This is a genomic window from Verrucosispora sp. WMMD1129 (assembly GCF_029581255.1).
Lineage (GTDB): Bacteria > Actinomycetota > Actinomycetes > Mycobacteriales > Micromonosporaceae > Micromonospora > Micromonospora sediminimaris.
In genome coordinates this window covers 3,186,357-3,203,821 of the sequence record NZ_CP120741.1, presented here as the reverse complement: position 1 = coordinate 3,203,821, position 17,465 = coordinate 3,186,357, and the positions used below count along the sequence as shown (strand labels likewise).

Below are 17,465 nucleotides of genomic sequence, written 5' to 3'. Positions count from 1 at the left end.
GCCCCTCAGCGTCGTGCGGCCCGGCGATGGGCGCGGCGGCGCAGTCCGCGTGCCAGTTGCACCAGCAGGGTTACCGCGATCGACAGGCCGATTCCGGCGAGGATCCCGTAGATCGGCTCACGTTCGAAGGCCAGCCCGCCGAAGAGGCCGAGCAGCACGCAGTAGAGCGCCCAGGTGCCGGCACCGATCAGGTCGTAGAGGAGAAACGGGCGCAGCGGGTAGCGCACCGCCCCCATGGTCAGGGTGACCGCCGTCCGCCCGCCGGGCAGGTACCGGGCGGAGGTCAGGATGACGCCGCCGTGCCGGCACACCGCCCGCCGCGCCCACTGCGATCCGGCCCGGCGTCGGCTGTCCTCCGGCGAACGATCCAGACGACCTGAGCCGCCGCCGCGCCCGATGGCGTAGGAGACGTGGTCGCCGAGCATGGCACCGAGCATGGTCACCACGATCACCACCACCAGATTCGGCTCGCCGCCGGTGGCGAGAACGGTGACCGTGATGACCGCCGCCTCGGCCGGCACCAACGGGAAGATCGCGTCGATCGCGGTGAGTCCGAACAGCAGCAGATACACCCACGGTGAGGTGAGCGTGTGCCGGAGCAGGTCGAGCGCGGCTTCCATGGATACATGCTCGCCGCCGGACGGAGGCATCGGGGCGGGACGGACGGATCACCGCTAATGGGGCCTTCCACCCGTTGCCACCGTGGACCGGGTGACCGTGCCGCGTTCGGAACGGCTGGCGTCGAGCCGAACCGCCTTGTCCTCGGCTGTGGGGCCGTGGGAGGTGAACACGACGGGTACGCCCAGCGCCTGCTCCACCGCCGTGGGCCAGTCGACCGGCGCAGGGTCGTCGTACACCGGTCGGGTCCGCAGCAGGCGGGCGGTGAGCGCCGCCTGCCGGTCGAGGTCTCCGGGTGGACCCGGCCGCAGTCCGTCCGGGTCGGCGTAACGTTGGCAGATCCGCAGGTCGAGACCTTGCCCGACGAGATCCAGGTGGGTCAGCGCCAGGCCGTCGACCCCACCGGCGACCGCCAGGGCGTACGCGTGGGCGACGGCGTCGAAGTGGCCGAACCGGAAGCGGCCCTGCCACGGGTTCGTCCCATTGTGCGGCTCGGTCAGCCCGAGCGCCGGATCCTCGGTCACCAGCGGACCCGGCCCGTGTCGGGTGGTGACCGTCCGCAGCACGCCGATCCGGGTCGCGGATCCGGCCAGCCCGGCCTCGGCCAGCAGCGCCTCGGCGTTGGCGGCGGTGGTGGTGCTCCACGTCGTGTACGGGTGGAAGCCGTGCCACTCGTCCAGCAGCACTCCCTGCGCGCCCTCGAACACGCACGTCCCGGCGCGTAACTCTGCGGCGAGCCAACTCCGGTCCACGATCGCCACCCGCTCGGCGAAGGCCCGGTACGCCGGCAGACAGTCGGCGACCGGAGGGGCGTCCAGCGGGCCGAGTTCGGCGGTGAGCCGGTCCCGCAGCGCGGTCAGCCGGCGGCGCAGCAGCTCCGGGCTGCGGCAGTCCGCCACCCGGGGTGCCTGGTCGGGGTGGGCGAGACCGTACGCGACGGCCTCGCCCACCCCCAGCCCGCAGGAACCGTGCCGGTCGGCTCCGCGGGCCAGCTCCCGGGCCCGGTTGGCGGCCCGGTGGTACGGGGTGGCCAGCAGCGCCTCCCCGTCCACGGTCAGCCGGTCGAGCGCGTCGGGCACCCCGACGGCGGCGAGGTGGTCGGCCTCGGCGGCCAACGCCAGCGGATCCACCACCACGTGGCGGGACAGGTGAGTGCCCACCCCGGCGCGGAAGGTGCCGGCCCCGAACTGGGCGAACGTGTGGTGCCGGCCGTCGCGCAGGACGACGTTGTGTGCCGCCTGCGCACCCCCGTTGAACCGCACCACCGTCCGCACCGGCCGGGTCGCGCAGAGCCAGTCCACGACGGTGCCCTTCCCCGCGTCGCCGTATCCGAGGTCGACCACGATCACGTGCTGGCCGCGCGGCCCCCTCGCCGCCGGTCCGCCCGTCGATCGCCGGCCCGCCACGGCGTCCGCCGGCCCGCCGGTCACCGCGCCGCCCGGAACCACGCCCGCCGCCGGCCGGATCACAGCCGGACCACTCCCCGGCCGGTGGTGCGGCTGGCCGGCAGCTCCGACACCTCGGCGCGGGCTCTCCCGTCCAACCGGGCGAGGGCCTTCGACACCGTGCCGGTGGCGGACGAGCCGGCGCGGTCCAGGTCCCGTAGACCCTGGTCGAGGTCGATCGCCTGCTCACCGAGGCCGACGGTGAGCGCGATGGTCTCGCAGACCGCAGCGAGATCGTCCAACTCCAGGGCGTTCTGGCCGAGCAGGTCGCGCCAGAAGTCGAGCACCCGGCGGTTGCCCGAGTAGTGGCTGCCGGCGGGTAGCAGGTAGTAGGTGTCCCAGCGGCGGGTGACCTCGTCGACGATCTGCCGCAACGGCACGTCCTCGCGCAGGTCGTCCTCGACGAGCCGGCTCACCTCGCCGGCCTTCACCTGCGGGTACGCCAACTCGTCGCCGATGACGAACAGGTAGCCGCGCCGGCCGCGCTTCTCCCAGCTGTCGGTGATCGTGCGCCGGGCCATGAAGTACAGCGCCAGCTCGTACGACTCCCGCATCTGGCCGCCACCGCCGCCCTCCAGCACGATTCGGCCGAGGTCGTCGTCCATCCGGTTGTCGGACTCGAACTGCCCCACCTGCAACGGCACCCGGTCACAGGTGGCGTCCCCGATCGCGCCGAACATGATCTGCGGGTCGCGGGCGTAGCCCTGGCGCAGCAGCAGACCCAGCAACTGCGGCAGCTTGGCCTGGAGGACGCGGGGCACGTGCCCCATCGAGCCGGTCACGTCGAACAGGACCGCGACGGGGGTCGACTGGGGGTGCTCCGCGCTGTCCCGGCTCTCCCGTACCGCGCCGCGCGGGTCCAGCGCCGGGTGCACCACCCGGGCTCCGCTGTCGCTGTAGGAGAAGGCGCTGGCGCCGGTGGCCCGGCGGTAGCGGTCGGCGGCGTCGTACACATCGGTGGACCATGCTCCGCTGCCCATGGCAGCCTCCTTAGGGGTTGAGGGTGAAGGGGCGGAAGGTGCGCGGCCCGTAGAGGCGGTGCAGCACCTCGTCCAGTTCGCGCAGCAGCAGCCAGGCGTCGTCGGGGCGGGCGCGCAGGAGCCCCTGCCGGCAGCCCCGGGCGAAGTCGAGCAACTGACGCGGGGGCCGGCGGTCCAGCAGCCAGGTCATGCAGTGGGTGGCCATGAAGATGTCGGTGCCCGGCCCGCACGGCTGACGGTTGGGCACCTCCGGCGGATACCAGGACTCGTGCTCGGGCACGATCGCTGGCACGGTGCCGCCCGGCTCGGTGGAGAAGCACCAGTCGACAAGCACCAGGCCGTGCGCGTCGGGGTCGATGAGGACGTGGGACGGCAGCACCGCACCGTGCACCAGGCCCGCCCGGTGCGCCAGGCCGAGGGCGACCAGGAGTCGACGCCACATCCACGCCACGTCCCGGGCGTCCAGCCCGTCCGGATAGGCCCGCCGCACCTCGACCAGGCTGTGCAGGTTGGGCGCGGTGCCGAGCACGGTGATCCGGCGGTCCGCCCCGGTGCCGGCGTCGCGGTGGGTGAAGCTGTCGACCAGCCGGGGCACGTACGGCAGCCAGCGCGGGTCACCCTGCTCGGCAAGCGTGCGCAGGGCGCGTTGCTCGCGGACCATCAGATCGTTGTCGGCCGCGTCGCGGGGCAGCTTGAGCAGCCGGTCGGCACCGACGTCGTACAGGTCGGCGAGGTCGCCGGAGTACGCGGGCCGCCCGCACCGGTAGCCGTGCAACACGGTGGCCCGCCGGGCCCGCCAGCGGGTGGTCACCCGGAGGAAGGCGTCGATGGCAGCGGCCCGGATCCCCGGACCGACCCAACCGAGCCGGTCCGGGTGCAGAGCACCGACGAGTTCCCGGTAGCGCCGCTCCGGCGCGTCGCCACCGAACAGCTCGTCGTCGTCACGGGCGGCGGTGACCAGGCGGATCGCCTCGTCGGTGGTCATCGCACCGTCTCCTCGCGTGCCGGACGCAGCAGCGCCGGATGCAGCAGCCGAGCGTCACCGGCCCGGTAGAGCCGGGCCCGCGGGCCGCCTCGGGTGCCACCGCGCTCGGTGCTTTCGCCGGTGCTCTCCACGAAGCCGGGCACCGAGAGCACCTTGCGGTGGAAGTTGCCGGCGTGCAGCTGATGGCCCCAGACCGTCTCGTAGACCGCCCGCAGCTCCCCGATGGTGAACTCGGGTGCGAGGAAGCGGGTGGCCAGCGGGGTGTATTCCAGTTTGGAGCGCGCCCGCTCCAGCCCGTCGGCGACGATCTGACCGTGGTCGAAGGCGAGCTGCCGGTTGGCCAACTCGGCGACCGGCGCCCAGGCCGCCTCGTCGGCGTCGGTGCCGGCCGTCGCGTCCGGCAGGTCGGGGGCGAAGGCCAGATGGGCGATCGAGACGATCCGCATCCGGGGATCGCGGTCGGGTGCGCCGTAGGAGGCCAGTTGCTCGACGTGGACGCGGCGGAGTGGCTCGCCGTCGAGACCGGTCTCCTCGGCCAGCTCCCGACGGGCGGCGGCGGCCAGGTCCTCGTCCGGCCGGACGAATCCGCCGGGCAGGGCCCAGAGACCTGCGTACGGCTGCTCGCCTCGGCGGATCAGCAGCAGGTGCAGCGCGCCGTCGCGGATGGTCAGAGCGACGATGTCGACGGTCACCGCGACCGCCGGATAGGCCCGCGGGTCGTAGGCGGCGAGGAAATCCTGCTCGTTCACGCTCGATCACTCTCACTTCGAGAACATCTCTAGTTGAGAACAACCTAGCGGAAAAGAGAGGGCCGGGCAAGTGCCCGGCCCCGCTCAGCGGATGGTGCCCGCCAGGTGTGGGCGACCACGCCTGTCGTACAGACCGAAATCCCAGCCCGGGTCGAGCGCCGTGGCGCTGAAGGCGACCGTGCCGGGCAGCGGCACCGGAAGCTTGAACGCCACGTCCACCGTGTACGCCTCGGGCAGCCGGCTCTCCAACGCCGCGAGACACCGCGCCTTGCTCCACATGCCGTGTGCGATGGGCCGGGGGAAACCGAGCAGCCGCGCCCCCAGCCGCGAGGTGTGGATCGGGTTGTGGTCGCCGGAGACCCGCGCGTAGTCCGTACCCACCCGGGGAGTGACCGACCAGCGGGCGGTGGCGGCCGGCGGCGGTGGCCGCTCGCCGTGGTCGCGCCGCTCACCGCCGTCCGGGGTGCGCTGCCGGCCGAGGTACGTCGAGACGCCGCGCCACACCTCCTCGCCGTCGACCGACCCGACGAGCACCACGTCCACCTGCCGTCCCCGGTCGTGCGGACGCAGGTTCTCCGCCCAGGTGGTGAAGTCCAGCCGCTCGTTGATGGTGACCGGCCGCCGCAGCGTGATCCGGTTACCGACGTGCACCACCCCGGTCAGCGGGATCGGGAACTCGGGCGCGGTGATCAGCCGAAGTGTCAGCGGAAAGCCCATGACGTGCGGAAAGGTCGCGGGCAGCCGATCGGCGAGGCGGAACCCGCAGACCCGGTCGTAGTCGGCCAGCCGCTCCGGATCGACCGCCACCCCGGCGACGGCCAGCTCGACCGCCGGCACCCCGGTGGCTTGCCGGCCGCCCAGCCCCGGCACCGCGTTCAGCAGCGCCCGCCGGTACAACGGACCCGCCGTCGGCATCCGAGGCAGTTCCACCCGGGCCCGCGCCGCGGGTTCGCGGGGGCCGACGGCGGTGTCGGTCGATCGCCGGGCACCGGTCACCGCCGCGCCCGGCCCGGAGAGGTCCCGGGTCTGTTCCAGGTCTGCCCCGCCGGCCAGCGCGGCGGCCCGGATCTCCGGCGTCAGGATCTCGGTCGGCCCGTCGATCAGCTCACCGACCGACAGGTCGTCTCCGGGCTCCTCGCCACGTCCACGCCTGGCCATCACGCCCCCAGCAGGCTCTGGCCGCAGACCCGGACCACGTTGCCGGTGACCGCACCGGACGCCGGCCAGGCCAGCCAGCCGATGGTCTCCGCGACGTCGACCGGCAGCCCGCCCTGCGAGAGGCTGTTCATCCGGCGGCCCGCCTCCCGCAGCACCAGCGGGATCCGGGCGGTCAGCCGGGTCTCGATGAACCCGGGCGCGACCGCGTTGACGCTGATCTGCCGTTCCCGCAGCGCCGGGGCGAGCGAGTCGACCAGACCGATGACCCCGGCCTTGCTGGTGGCGTAATTGGTCTGGCCGCGGTTGCCGGCGATCCCGGCGATCGAGGAGACGCCGATGATCCGCCCGCCGGCCGGGATCAGCCCGCGCTCCAGCAGCAGGTCGTTGATGCGTTCCTGGCTGGACAGGTTGACGTCGATGACCTGGTCCCACCGGTCGGCATCCATCCGGCCGAGCGTCTTGTCCCGGGTGATGCCGGCGTTGTGCACCACCACGTCCACCCGCCCGTACCGGCTGGCCAGGTGCTCGGCGAGCCGGGCCGGCGCGTCGGGGGTGGTCAGATCCAGCTGCACGGCGCTACCGCCGATCTCGTTGGCCACCGTGGCCAGCTCGTCCCCGGCGGCCGGCACGTCCAGCGCCACCACTGTGGCGCCGTCGCGGGCCAGCACCCGGGCCAACGCCGCGCCGATGCCCCGCGCCGCGCCGGTGACCAGCACCACCTGCCCGTCGAGCGGGCGGTCCCAGTCGGCCGGCGCGGTGGCCTGGCCGGCACCGACCCGGATCACCTGCCCCGAGACGTACGCGGAACGGCCCGACAGCAGGAACCGCAGGGTCGCCTCCAGGCTGGTCCAGGTGCCCGGGTCGGCGTCCCGCGTGACGTACACCAGTTGCGCGGTGACCCCTCTGCCGAACTCCTTGCCGATGCTGCGGGTCAGCCCCTCCAGCGCCCGCTGGGCGGTCGCCTCGCGGGGCGTGCCGCACTCGGCCGGCGGTGTGCCCAGCACGATCACCCGGCCGCTGGGCTGAACCGCCCGGGCCTGCGGGTGGAAGAAGTCGTAGAGCTGGCGAAGTTGGGACGACTCGGTGATGCCGGTAGCGTCGAAGACGAGGGCGGCGCTCTCCGGCGTACGACCGGTTGCCGGATCGGGCACGGCGGTGGCCGGATCGCGCAGGGCGAGCCCGGCGGCGGCCAGGGCCTTGCCGACCGGCTCGCTGAGCCGCCCGCCGGTGGCGGCGCCGAGCAGGACCAGCCCGGGCAGAATCGGCTCGCCGGGTGCGTGCCGGCGCAGTCGCGGCGGATCGGGCAGCCCGAGGCGCTTGACCAGCGCCCGCCCGGTGCCCGACTGGACGAAGCTCGCATACCTGTCGGTCATAGGCGTAGCCTACTGGTGAGTAAGGTGCGGGCAACACTTTCGAGGAGGCGGATCGTGCAGAACGTTCGACGGGTCGCGATCATCGGCGGCAACCGGATCCCCTTCGCCCGCTCCAACTCGCGCTACGCCAGCGCCTCCAACTCCGACATGCTCGGCGCGGCCCTGGACGGGCTGATCGCCCGGTTCGGTCTGGCCGGGCAGCGGGTCGGCGAGGTCGTCGCCGGTGCGGTGCTCAAGCACGCGAAGGACTTCAACCTCACCCGCGAGGTGGTGCTCGGCTCGAAGCTGGACCCGCGCACCCCGGCATACGACATCCAGCAGGCGTGCGGCACCGGCCTGGAGGCCGTCATCCTGGTCGCCAACAAGATCGCCCTCGGTCAGCTCGACGTCGGAATCGCCGGTGGCGTCGACACCACCTCCGACGCGCCGCTCGCGGTCAACGAGGACATGCGTCGCACGCTGCTCAAGCTCAACTCCGCCCGCACCCTCGGTGAGCGGCTGCGGATCGCCGCGAAACTGCGCCCGGCCCAGCCGTTCAAGCCGGAGATCCCCCGCAACGCCGAGCCGCGCACCGGCCTGTCCATGGGTGAGCACGCCGCGCAGACCGCGCTGCGTTGGAACATCGACCGGCAGGCGCAGGACGAGTTGGCCCTGCGGTCGCACCAGCGGCTCGCCGCCGCGTACGACAAGGGCTTCTTCGACGACCTGATGACCCCCTACCTGGGGCTGACCCGCGATCAGAACCTCCGCCCCGACACCACCCTGGAGAAGCTGGGCACGCTGCGGCCGGTCTTCGGTGCCAAGGGGCCGGACGCCGAACAGGCCACCATGACCGCCGGCAACTCCTCGCCGCTCACCGACGGCGCCTCAACCGTGCTGCTGGCCAGCGAGGAGTGGGCGCGCGAGCACAACCTGCCGGTGCTGGCCTGGTTCTCCTGGTCCGAGACGGGCGCGGTGGACTTCGTGCACGGCGAGGAGGGGCTGCTGATGGCACCCGCGTACGCCGTGCCCCGGCTGCTCGACCGGGCCGGGCTCACCCTTCAGGACTTCGACTACTACGAGATCCACGAGGCGTTCGCCTCGCAGGTGCTGGCGACCCTGGCGGCCTGGGAGTCGCCGGAGTTCTGCAAGAACCGGCTCGGTCTGGACGCCCCGCTGGGCGCCATCGACACCGACAAGCTCAACGTGAACGGCTCCTCGCTGGCCGCCGGTCACCCGTTCGCCGCCACCGGTGGCCGAATCGTCGCCACCCTGGCCAAGCTGCTCGCCGCAAAGGGCAGCGGACGCGGCCTCATCTCCATCTGCGCCGCCGGTGGCCAGGGCGTCACCGCGATCCTGGAACGCTGAGCGCTGGCCCGGTACCCGAATCGGGTCGGGCGACACGCTGCGCCGGGTGGGTAAGGGCGCATCCGTCAGCCTGGGCCGGCCGTCCTCCTACCCTGGCCACCCGTACCCGCCGTCGCTGTGCCCGGTCGCTACCGCAGCACGTCCAGGACGAAGGTCGCGACGGCCAACGCGAGGTAGCTCAGCGGGAAGGCGATGTTGTCGTAGACCCGGGCGCGAACATGCGACGCGACCGCACCCACGAAGAACAGGACGAGGCCGGCGGCGGCTGCCAGTCCGAGAGGCCGGACGCCGAGAAGTCCGGCGATCAGACCCGCGGCTCCGGCGATCTTGAGCGCGGCGAGCAGCGGTAGCAGCGACGGTGCCACACCGACCCGGGCGGAGTTGTGTAGGACGAATTCGGCCCGACGGAGATCGGCGACGCCGATGGCGACGTTGGCCGCGATGGTCAAAGCGGTGACCGCCAGGTACGCGTTCGACATCATGCGCCGCCCGCATTTCCGTAGGCCATGGTCGAAACAGTCATGGATCTCCTCTTTCCCTCGTCGGGTGCTCGACGGTTGTCGTGCTTGTCGGTTGTCAGCCTCTGCCGGCGGCGACGAGCGAGTCCAATACCTGTTTCGATAGCTTGGCGGCATGGACGTTGACCTGCGGCTGCTGCGGTACTTCAGCGCCGTGGCCGAAGAGGGCAACCTGACCCGCGCCGCCCGCCGGCTCTTCGTCTCGCAACCGGCGCTCAGCAAGCAGATCCAGCGCCTGGAAGCCCTCCTCGACGTCGAGCTGTTCGTCCGCTCCCGGGACGGCATGCAGCTCACCGATCCGGGCCGGGTGCTGGCGGCGCGGATGCCCGCGCTGCTGGCTAACTGGGACGATGCACTGAGCGAGGTCAGGGCGGCGGCAAGCCGATCGGCGCGCGTGCTGCGGATCGGATTTCTCGCCAGCGCCGCCAACGAGGCAACTCCCCGCATCGTCGAGACGTTCCGGCGCGAGCAGCCTGGCTGGGAGGTCGTCATGCGCCAGGCGGCCTGGTCCAACCCGACGGCTGGGCTGCTCACCGGCGACACGGATGTGGGTCTGCTCCGGCTACCGTGCCCTGATCAGCACCGCCTGCGGGTGGCGATGCTGTTCACCGAGCCGCGGTGGGTGGCGTTGCCCACGACGCACCCGCTGGCGGGCAGGAACGAGATTCGGTGTGGCGAGCTGTGGGACGAGCCATTCGTGGCGGCCGCACCGGAGTCCGGCCGGTGGCGGGACTTCTGGCTCGGTGTCGACGAGCGCGTGGGCCGTCCGGTGCGGATCGGCGCAGTAGTGGACCAGCCGGACGACTGGCTGAACGCCATCGCCAACGGTTACGGCATCGCGTTCGCCCCGGCCTCCTCAGCCCGGTTCTACGCTCGGCCGGGCGTCGTCTACCGCCCGGTCACCGGATTGAGTCCGAGCCAGGTGGCCGTCGCCTGGCCATCCGCGGCCCACAACGACGCCGTGGTCCAGGCGTTCGTACGCTGCTGTCTGGCGATCACCCGCCAGCCCACCGGTCCCGATGCCGACGTTCGTGTGCCGGCGGGCGGTTGCCACGCCTGACGGCCGCCGTTGCGACCGTGGCAGACGCAACTGGGAGAGGCCGTGACGTCCGGCGCTCCGCGGGTACCGGAGAATGGGTCCGTGACGACGATCCCTAACGTGCTCGCCAACCGGTACGCCTCGCCCGAGCTGGTCACCCTCTGGTCGCCGGAGGAGAAGATCCGGCTGGAACGACGGCTCTGGCTCGCTGTGCTCCGGGCCCAGCGGGACCTGGGCGTGCCGGTGCCGGACGGGGTGGTCGAGGCGTACGAGCGGGTGCTTGACGATGTCGACCTGGCCTCGATCGCGGCGCGGGAGCGGGTCACCCGACACGACGTGAAGGCCCGGATCGAGGAGTTCAGCGCGCTCGCCGGGCACGAGCACGTGCACAAGGGGATGACCTCCCGGGACCTCACCGAGAACGTCGAGCAGCTCCAGGTGCGCCGCTCACTGGAGCTGATCCGGGATCGGGTGGTGGCGACGCTGGCCCGGCTCGCCTGGCACGCCCACGAGTACGCCGACGTGGTGATGGCCGGCCGATCGCACAACGTGGCGGCTCAGGCGACCACGCTGGGCAAGCGCTTCGCGTCGGCCGCCGAGGAGCTGCTGATCGCCTACGAGCGGTTGGAGGACCTGATCGCCCGGTATCCGCTGCGGGGGATCAAGGGGCCGGTCGGCACCGCCGCCGACCAGCTCGACCTCTTCGACGGCGACGCCGAGAAGGTCGCCGAGCTGGAGCGGCGGGTCGCCGAGCACCTGGGCTTCGGCCGGGTGCTGGGCAGCGTCGGCCAGGTCTACCCGCGTTCGCTCGACTTCGACGTGCTCTCCGCGTTGGCGCAGGTGGCTGCCGCGCCGTCGTCGTTGGCCACCACGATCCGGCTGATGGTCGGTCAGGAGCTGGCCACCGAGGGCTTCAAACCGGGCCAGGTCGGCTCCAGCGCGATGCCGCACAAGATGAACACCCGCTCGTCGGAGCGGGTCAACGGCTTCGCGGTGATCATCCGGGGTTACCTGTCGATGGTCGGCGAGCTGGCCGGTGACCAGTGGAACGAGGGGGACGTCTCCTGCTCGGTGGTGCGCCGGGTGGCCCTGCCGGACGCCTTCTTCGCCGCCGACGGGCTGTTCCAGACGTTCCTCACCGTGCTTGACGAGTTCGGCGCGTACCCGGCGGTGATCAACCGGGAACTGGAGCGGTTCCTGCCGTTCCTGGCCACCACCAAGATCCTGGTGGCGGCCGTCCGCCGGGGCGTCGGCCGGGAAACCGCCCACGAGGCGATCAAGGAGCACGCGGTCGCGGTCGCCCTGGCCATGCGGGAAAAGGGCACCCCGGACAACGACCTCTTCGACCGCCTGGCCGCCGACACCCGCCTCGCCCTGACCCGCCCCGAGATCGACGCTCTGGTCGCCGACCGCGCCGCCTTCGTAGGCGCCGCCCCCACCCAGATCCAGGCAGTCACCGCAAGAATCACCAGAATCGTCGAATCCCACCCCCAAGCCGCCACCTACTCCCCACCCCCCATCCTCTAACCCCATCCAAAGACGGCGTTGATCAAGAAGTTTTGGTCGGGGATCCACCGGATCCCCGACCAAAACTTCTTGATCACGGGAGCCGGTGCGGGCCGGAGCCGGTGGGTGCTGGGTGGGGTCAGTCGCGGGTGGGGGTTTCGGGGGCAGTGCCGAGGGTGGGGGCGCTGGGTGGTTCGGCGATCTTGCCGGGTTCCTCGGCGAAGGCTGGTTCCTGGGCCGTCTCGGCGGCCACCAGGGGCTGGTCGGGGGGCATGACGTCGGGGACCTTCGGCACCACGATCACGGCGGTGCCGTAGGCGCAGATCTCCATCCACATCTCGCCGCAGTCGCGGCTGTCGAACCGCATCCCCACCACGGCGTTTGCGCCGAGCCGCCGGGCCTCCTCGCCGAGGCGGGCGACCGAGTCGGTACGCCAGCGGGTGAGGTTGTCCGGCGCCATCGGGTCGTACGCGCCACCGCGCAGGTTCTTCACTCCCTCGCGGTACGGGTTGCGGGTTCTGGCCATGGAGGAGACCACCTCGCCGAGGATCTGGCGGATCTCGTAGCCGGGAAGTTGATCCGTCGTCACGACCAGCACGTTTCCGATGCTGGCAGGCCTGGGTGCGGCCCATCGTGAGCCCTGTTCACCTACTCGGATGCTGAAAAACCGCGCGGCGCGGACGGCGGGCGCAGGGCCCACCATCCGCGCCGCCACGGGCGCTAACCGTCAGACGCCGGAAACGGACCGGATCCAGGCACGGTTGTACGCGACGCTGCCGTAGTTCTGGATGCTCTGGCCGTCGGCGGTGGAGGCGACGCCGACCTGCTGACCGTTGTAGAACTGTGGGCCGCCCGAGTCGCCCCGCCAGGCGTTGCCGTTGATCCGGGTGCTCCGGATCGCCTGCCCGCCGTACGCGTCACTCACGTTCGTGCTGGTGACCCGGACGCTCGCGGTCTTGAGCTGGCTCGACGCCGAGCAGCCGCTGTAGCAGGTCATGCCCCAGCCGTAGATCGAGTTGGTCGAGTTGACCGGCGGGTTGCTGGAGGCCAGCGTGACGTAGCTGGTGCTCACCGAGCTGGACAGGCGCATCAGTGCCAGGTCGTACCGGCCGTAGGTGGCGCTGACCGTGCGGGTGACACCGCCGGAGGAGCGGTAGACGCTGCCCACCCGGACCGACATCGAGCCGCCGAGGCAGTGCCGCGCGGTGAGCACCCACTGCGGGGCGATGATCGTGCCGGAGCAGGTGAACGAGCCGTTGCTGAAGACAGCGGCGGCCCACGGCGCCGAGGAGACGGTGCCGCCGCCGATGATGTAGGGAGCGACGGGTGAGGCGACGGCGCCGGAACTGGCGCCCATCACCGCGGCCATGGCGGTGGCGAGGACCGCGATCAGGGATCGGATGCGCATGGGACTCCTTCGGGGTTCCCAGGACCCGGGTTCACCGGGCCGGCCTGCGGTGACGGACGGGGGTGATCCGCCGCCGCGACGTCGTTACATCGACGTCTGACGATGTACCGTAGGGCCCGGTGAGGTGTTTCACAAGAGGTTCATTGAAACAAGGTGATGTAACAGTTGGATTTCCCGTCGCCGGACCGTTCGCGACCGGCGGCGGCTCCCAGCTGCTCTGCCGCCGGGGGCTCGTCCGGCCGGGGATGATCGGCAAGGGTCGGCAACGAAGCCGTATCGGGATCGCAACGAACCCGTATCGGTCCCGACAGGTCCGTGCGGGTAGGGTCCGGGCGGCACCGGGACGGCGTCCGGCCGGTGCGTCTGGCGCGGCATCTGCCAGGTAGGCTGGCTGCGCTCGCCCGTTGTGGGTCGGCACCCAACTGCGTACACAGTCAGGAGTGCCCAGTGCCTCGCGTCGTCGTCGACGTCATGCTCAAGCCCGAGATCCTCGATCCTCAGGGCCAGGCCGTCGCAAACGCGCTGCCCCGGCTCGGCGTCAACGACGTCGCCTCGGTACGGATCGGCAGGCGGATCGAGATCGACTTTACCGGTGAACCGGACCTGGACCGGGCTCGGGAGATCGCCGACAAGTTGCTCGCCAACCCGGTCATCGAGGACTTCACGGTCCGTCTGGTCGAGACCGACGAACCCGCGGAAGCCCGGCCGTGACCGCCCGGGTCGGTGTGGTGACGTTCCCCGGCTCGCTGGACGACGGGGACGCGGCCCGGGCCGTACGGATCGCCGGCGCCGAACCGGTCCGTCTCTGGCACGGTGAGGCGGAGCTGCACGGGGTGGACGCGGTCGTCCTGCCCGGTGGCTTCTCCTACGGCGACTACCTGCGCTGTGGGGCCATCGCCCGGTTCGCGCCGGTGATGGAGAAGATCATCGACGGCGCCGGCGCGGGCCTGCCCGTGCTGGGCATCTGCAACGGCTTCCAGATCCTCTGCGAGGCGCACCTGCTGCCCGGGGCGCTCACCCGCAACCAGCACCTGCACTTCCGCAACCGCGACCAGATCCTGCGCATCGAGACGACCGGGACCGCCTGGACGAACACGTTCCAGCCGGGCCAGGAGGTGCTGATCCCGGTCAAGAACGGCGAGGGTTGCTACGTCGCCGACCCGGCAACGCTGGACGAGCTTGAGGCCCAGGGCCGGGTCGTCGCCCGTTACGTCGGTGGCAACCCCAATGGATCGCAGCGGGACATCGCCGCGATCACCAACCAGGCCGGCAACGTGGTCGGCATCATGCCGCATCCCGAGCACGCGGTGGAGGCGCTCACCGGCCCCTCCCTCGACGGTCTCGGCTTCTTCACCTCCGTGCTGAAGCACCTGGTGGGGACGCCGGCGTGACCGTCCGCGGCGGGATCATCGGTCGGCTCACCCGCCCGTCGGGCGGCGAGCGCAACAAGGAGACGTCATGACCACGCATCCGGACCCGGTGCGGGACAACCCGGAGGCGGTCCCGGCGCAGCCGCAGCCGGCCGCCGCTCCGCCGGCCACCCCGGCCCGGCACGCCGCCGCGTCCGAGGCCACCGAGTGGACCGACGGGGTGGACACCGTGCCGCGTGCCGCGGGCACTCCGGAGGAGCTCCAGCCGTACGCCGAGCTGGGGCTCGCCGACGACGAGTACGACCGCATCCGGCACATCCTGGGCCGCCGGCCGACCCAGTCCGAGCTGGCGATGTACTCGATCATGTGGAGCGAGCACTGCTCCTACAAGTCCAGCAAGGTGCATCTGCGGCAGTTCGGCGAGAAGGCCCCGCCGAGCGACCGGCTGCTCGCCGGCATCGGGGAGAACGCCGGTGTGGTGCGGATCTCCGACGAACTCGCGGTGACCTTCAAGGTCGAGTCGCACAACCATCCGAGCTTCGTCGAGCCGTACCAGGGCGCGGCGACCGGTGTCGGCGGCATCGTCCGGGACATCCTGGCGATGGGCGCCCGCCCGGTGGCGGTGATGGACCCACTGCGCTTCGGCGCCGCGGACCACCCGGACACCGCCCGGGTGCTGCCCGGCGTGGTCGCCGGTGTCGGCGGCTACGGCAACTGCCTCGGCCTGCCCAACATCGGTGGCGAGGTGGTCTTCGACCCCTGCTACCAGGGCAACCCCCTGGTCAACGCGCTCTGCCTGGGCGTGCTGCCGGTCGACCGGCTGCAGAAGAAGGACGCCAACGGCCCCGGCAACGTGGTGGTGCTGATGGGGGCCAAGACCGGCCGGGACGGCATCGGCGGCGTCTCCGTGCTGGCCAGCGCCACCTTCACCGAGGGCAGCGAGCAGCGCCGCCCGTCAGTGCAGGTGGGCGACCCCTTCATGGAGAAGCTGCTGATCGAGGCGTGCCTGGAGCTGTACGACGCCGAGCTGGTCGTCGGCATCCAGGATCTCGGCGGCGCCGGCCTGACCTGTGCCCTGACCGAGACGGCCGCCTCCGCCGGCACCGGCATGCGGGTGTGGCTGGAGCGGGTGCCGCTGCGCGAGCCCTCGATGGAGCCGCACGAGATCCTGGCCAGCGAGTCCCAGGAGCGGATGCTGCTGGTCGTCACGCCGGAGAAGCTGGAGGCGGTGCTCAAGACCGCCGAGAAGTGGGGCGTCTGGGCCACCGCCATCGGCGAGGTCACCGCGCCCGAGTCGGACGGTGCCCCGGGCCGGCTGCACATCACCTGGCGGGATCACCTGGTGGTGGACGTACCGCCGGGATCGCTTGTGGACGACGGACCGGTCTACGCCCGGCCGATGCGCGAGCCGGCGGACCTGATTCTGCTCCAGGCCGACCGGGCGGAGACGCTGCCCCGGCCGAGCGACCCGGACACCCTGCGCGACACCGTGCTGCGCATGATCGCCTCGCCCAACCTCTGCGACAAGACCTGGGTCACCGAGCAGTACGACCGCTACGTGCTGGGCAACACCGTGCTCGCCCAGCCGGAGGACTCGGGTGTGATCCGGATCGACGAACGCACCGGGCTGGGCGTGGCGCTGTCCGTGGACGGCAACGGCCGGTACGCGCGGCTCGACCCGTACCAGGGTGCCAAGCTGGCGCTGGCCGAGGCGTACCGGAACGTGTCGGTGACCGGCGCGACGCCGATCGCGGTCACCGACTGCCTGAACTTCGGCTCGCCCGAGGACCCGGGCGTGATGTGGCAGTTCGCCGAGGCGGTACGCGGCCTGGCCGACGGCTGCGCCGAGCTGGGCATCCCGGTGACCGGTGGCAACGTCAGCTTCTACAACCAGACCGGTGCGGCGGCCATTCACCCGACGCCTGTCGTCGGCGTGCTCGGCGTGCTGGAGAACGTGGCCGACCGGGTTGCGTCGGGCTTCGTCCCGCGTCCCGGCGCCGATCACGACCAGCTCTTCCTGCTCGGCGAGACGCACGTGGAGCTCTCCGGCTCGGAGTGGGCCTGGGTCACCCACCAGCACCTCGGTGGCGTACCCCCGCACGTCGACCTGGCGCGCGAGAAGCAGCTCGCCGGCCTGCTGGCCGACGCGGCCCGGGTCGGTCACCTCAGCTCCGCGCACGACCTCTCCGACGGTGGGCTCGCGCAGAGCCTTGTGGAGTCCTGCCTGCGGCACGGCGTCGGGGCCCGGATCGCCGTGCCGGAGCGCTTCGAGGGCACCTCGATGCCGTTCGTCTTCCTGTTCAGCGAGTCCGCCGGCCGGGTGCTCGTGTCGGTGCCGCGCGGGCACGAGAAGGCGTTCACCGCGCTCTGCGGCGAGCACGGCGTGCCGTGGGAGCTGATCGGCGTCACCGACCCGACGGCCGGTGCGCTTGAGGTGCACGGCCAGTTCCGGATCGGCCTGGACGAGCTGCGCGCGGCGTACACCGGCACCCTGCCGGCTCTGTTCGGCGGCGTGCAGCCATTCGAGGTGACCGCCCCGGCAACTGCCGAGGTCGTCCTCGACGGGCCCGCCGAGGACGATGCGGCTGCCGACATCGACGGTGCGCAGGCCGACGCGACGATGACCGGTCCTGCGCAGTCCCCGAGCCAGACCACCGGCCGGCAGCCGACTGGGACGGAGGCGGCTGAGCGGACCGCCCCGGCGCAGTCCGAAGCTGTGCCGGCATCGACCGGAGCCGCGCCGGTGCCGGCCGAGCAGGCGCCGGGCGCGACGGATGCGACAGGCGAGCCGGCCGACCGACCGGCCGAGCGGGCCACCCCGCCGGTGCGTGGCGATCGTGCCGCGGCGGCCCCGCCGTCGGGCGAGGCCGCCGATCCGGCCGCCCCGATGGGCGACCACGAGGAACCCGGGGCGGACGCTCCGCAACACGGTGACACCGAGCAGCCCCCCGCGCCCGACGAGCGCTGAG

The 17,465-nt window shown here is 72.0% G+C and carries 16 protein-coding genes; 6 read left to right on the top strand and 10 right to left on the bottom strand.

All coding sequences use genetic code 11. The features are described 5' to 3' along the window. Positions 1–5: 5 nt before the first annotated feature. From O7624_RS14910 to O7624_RS14880, 7 genes are all read right to left on the bottom strand, one after another. Positions 6–620: a DedA family protein gene (locus O7624_RS14910; protein ID WP_093403805.1), complete on the bottom strand. Its 615-nt coding sequence runs from the start codon at positions 618–620 to the stop codon at positions 6–8. Positions 621–674: 54 nt separating this feature from the next. Continuing rightward, complete coding sequence (locus O7624_RS14905; protein WP_282240638.1) at positions 675–1,964, bottom strand: adenylosuccinate synthetase; 1,290 nt, start codon at positions 1,962–1,964, stop codon at positions 675–677. A gap of 119 nt (positions 1,965–2,083) precedes the next feature. Beyond that, on the bottom strand, positions 2,084–3,043 hold the full coding sequence (locus O7624_RS14900) for a hypothetical protein (protein ID WP_093403806.1): 960 nt from the start codon (positions 3,041–3,043) through the stop codon (positions 2,084–2,086). A gap of 10 nt (positions 3,044–3,053) precedes the next feature. Next, complete coding sequence (locus O7624_RS14895; protein WP_282240437.1) at positions 3,054–4,028, bottom strand: serine/threonine protein kinase; 975 nt, start codon at positions 4,026–4,028, stop codon at positions 3,054–3,056. Beyond that, positions 4,025–4,777 (bottom strand): NUDIX domain-containing protein, encoded by a 753-nt coding sequence (locus O7624_RS14890; protein WP_093403809.1) that lies wholly within the window; start codon positions 4,775–4,777, stop codon positions 4,025–4,027. Before O7624_RS14890 ends, O7624_RS14895 begins: the two co-directional genes overlap by 4 nt. Positions 4,778–4,861: 84 nt before the next feature. Further along, positions 4,862–5,692 (bottom strand): MaoC/PaaZ C-terminal domain-containing protein, encoded by an 831-nt coding sequence (locus O7624_RS14885; RefSeq protein WP_282240637.1) that lies wholly within the window; start codon positions 5,690–5,692, stop codon positions 4,862–4,864. Between the two features lie 242 nt (positions 5,693–5,934). Continuing rightward, the gene (locus O7624_RS14880) at positions 5,935–7,308 is read right to left on the bottom strand and encodes a 3-oxoacyl-ACP reductase (protein WP_282240436.1); all 1,374 of its coding nucleotides are present in this window, start codon (positions 7,306–7,308) and stop codon (positions 5,935–5,937) included. Positions 7,309–7,362: 54 nt separating this feature from the next. On the opposite strand from O7624_RS14880, the gene O7624_RS14875 reads away from it, so the two are divergent. After that, the gene (locus O7624_RS14875; protein WP_282240435.1) at positions 7,363–8,655 is read left to right on the top strand and encodes an acetyl-CoA C-acetyltransferase; all 1,293 of its coding nucleotides are present in this window, start codon (positions 7,363–7,365) and stop codon (positions 8,653–8,655) included. Between the two features lie 128 nt (positions 8,656–8,783). Here the strand turns inward: O7624_RS14875 and O7624_RS14870 are convergent, their stop codons facing one another. Beyond that, a complete protein-coding gene (locus O7624_RS14870) occupies positions 8,784–9,137 on the bottom strand; it encodes a DoxX family protein (protein ID WP_282240434.1) in 354 nt (117 codons plus the stop codon). A gap of 151 nt (positions 9,138–9,288) precedes the next feature. Between O7624_RS14870 and O7624_RS14865 the strand changes: the two genes are divergently transcribed. Beyond that, positions 9,289–10,233 (top strand): LysR family transcriptional regulator, encoded by a 945-nt coding sequence (locus tag O7624_RS14865; RefSeq protein WP_282240433.1) that lies wholly within the window; start codon positions 9,289–9,291, stop codon positions 10,231–10,233. Between the two features lie 81 nt (positions 10,234–10,314). Then, positions 10,315–11,739, top strand: a complete 1,425-nt coding sequence (purB, locus tag O7624_RS14860) for an adenylosuccinate lyase (protein ID WP_282240432.1) — start codon at positions 10,315–10,317, stop codon at positions 11,737–11,739. A gap of 118 nt (positions 11,740–11,857) precedes the next feature. Here purB and O7624_RS14855 read toward each other — a convergent pair whose 3' ends face one another. Both O7624_RS14855 and O7624_RS14850 read right to left on the bottom strand, forming a co-directional pair. Beyond that, positions 11,858–12,421: a YbjQ family protein gene (locus tag O7624_RS14855; RefSeq protein WP_282240636.1), complete on the bottom strand. Its 564-nt coding sequence runs from the start codon at positions 12,419–12,421 to the stop codon at positions 11,858–11,860. Positions 12,422–12,445: 24 nt separating this feature from the next. Beyond that, a complete protein-coding gene (locus O7624_RS14850; RefSeq protein ID WP_282240431.1) occupies positions 12,446–13,126 on the bottom strand; it encodes a trypsin-like serine protease in 681 nt (226 codons plus the stop codon). Positions 13,127–13,573: 447 nt separating this feature from the next. Between O7624_RS14850 and purS the strand changes: the two genes are divergently transcribed. From purS to purL, 3 genes are all read left to right on the top strand, one after another. Further along, positions 13,574–13,837: a phosphoribosylformylglycinamidine synthase subunit PurS gene (purS, locus tag O7624_RS14845; protein WP_210830351.1), complete on the top strand. Its 264-nt coding sequence runs from the start codon at positions 13,574–13,576 to the stop codon at positions 13,835–13,837. Continuing rightward, positions 13,834–14,517, top strand: coding sequence for a phosphoribosylformylglycinamidine synthase subunit PurQ (gene purQ, locus O7624_RS14840; protein WP_282240430.1), 684 nt, complete (start codon positions 13,834–13,836; stop codon positions 14,515–14,517). Before purS ends, purQ begins: the two co-directional genes overlap by 4 nt. Before the next feature lie 67 nt (positions 14,518–14,584). After that, positions 14,585–17,464, top strand: coding sequence for a phosphoribosylformylglycinamidine synthase subunit PurL (gene purL / locus O7624_RS14835; protein WP_282240429.1), 2,880 nt, complete (start codon positions 14,585–14,587; stop codon positions 17,462–17,464). Position 17,465 lies beyond the last annotated feature (1 nt).

Bases quoted from the DNA above. Each gene is read 5' to 3' on its own strand.
- O7624_RS14910 (WP_093403805.1), bottom strand. From the start codon at position 620: ATGGAAGCCGCGCTCGACCTGCTCCGGCACACGCTCACCTCACCGTGG.
- O7624_RS14900 (WP_093403806.1), bottom strand. From the start codon at position 3,043: ATGGGCAGCGGAGCATGGTCCACCGATGTGTACGACGCCGCCGACCGC.
- O7624_RS14895 (WP_282240437.1), bottom strand. From the start codon at position 4,028: ATGACCACCGACGAGGCGATCCGCCTGGTCACCGCCGCCCGTGACGAC.
- O7624_RS14885 (WP_282240637.1), bottom strand. From the start codon at position 5,692: ATGCCGACGGCGGGTCCGTTGTACCGGCGGGCGCTGCTGAACGCGGTG.
- O7624_RS14880 (WP_282240436.1), bottom strand. From the start codon at position 7,308: ATGACCGACAGGTATGCGAGCTTCGTCCAGTCGGGCACCGGGCGGGCG.
- O7624_RS14870 (WP_282240434.1), bottom strand. From the start codon at position 9,137: ATGATGTCGAACGCGTACCTGGCGGTCACCGCTTTGACCATCGCGGCC.
- O7624_RS14865 (WP_282240433.1), top strand. From the start codon at position 9,289: ATGGACGTTGACCTGCGGCTGCTGCGGTACTTCAGCGCCGTGGCCGAA.
- O7624_RS14855 (WP_282240636.1), bottom strand. From the start codon at position 12,421: ATGGTGGGCCCTGCGCCCGCCGTCCGCGCCGCGCGGTTTTTCAGCATC.
- O7624_RS14850 (WP_282240431.1), bottom strand. From the start codon at position 13,126: ATGCGCATCCGATCCCTGATCGCGGTCCTCGCCACCGCCATGGCCGCG.
- purL (WP_282240429.1), top strand. From the start codon at position 14,585: ATGACCACGCATCCGGACCCGGTGCGGGACAACCCGGAGGCGGTCCCG.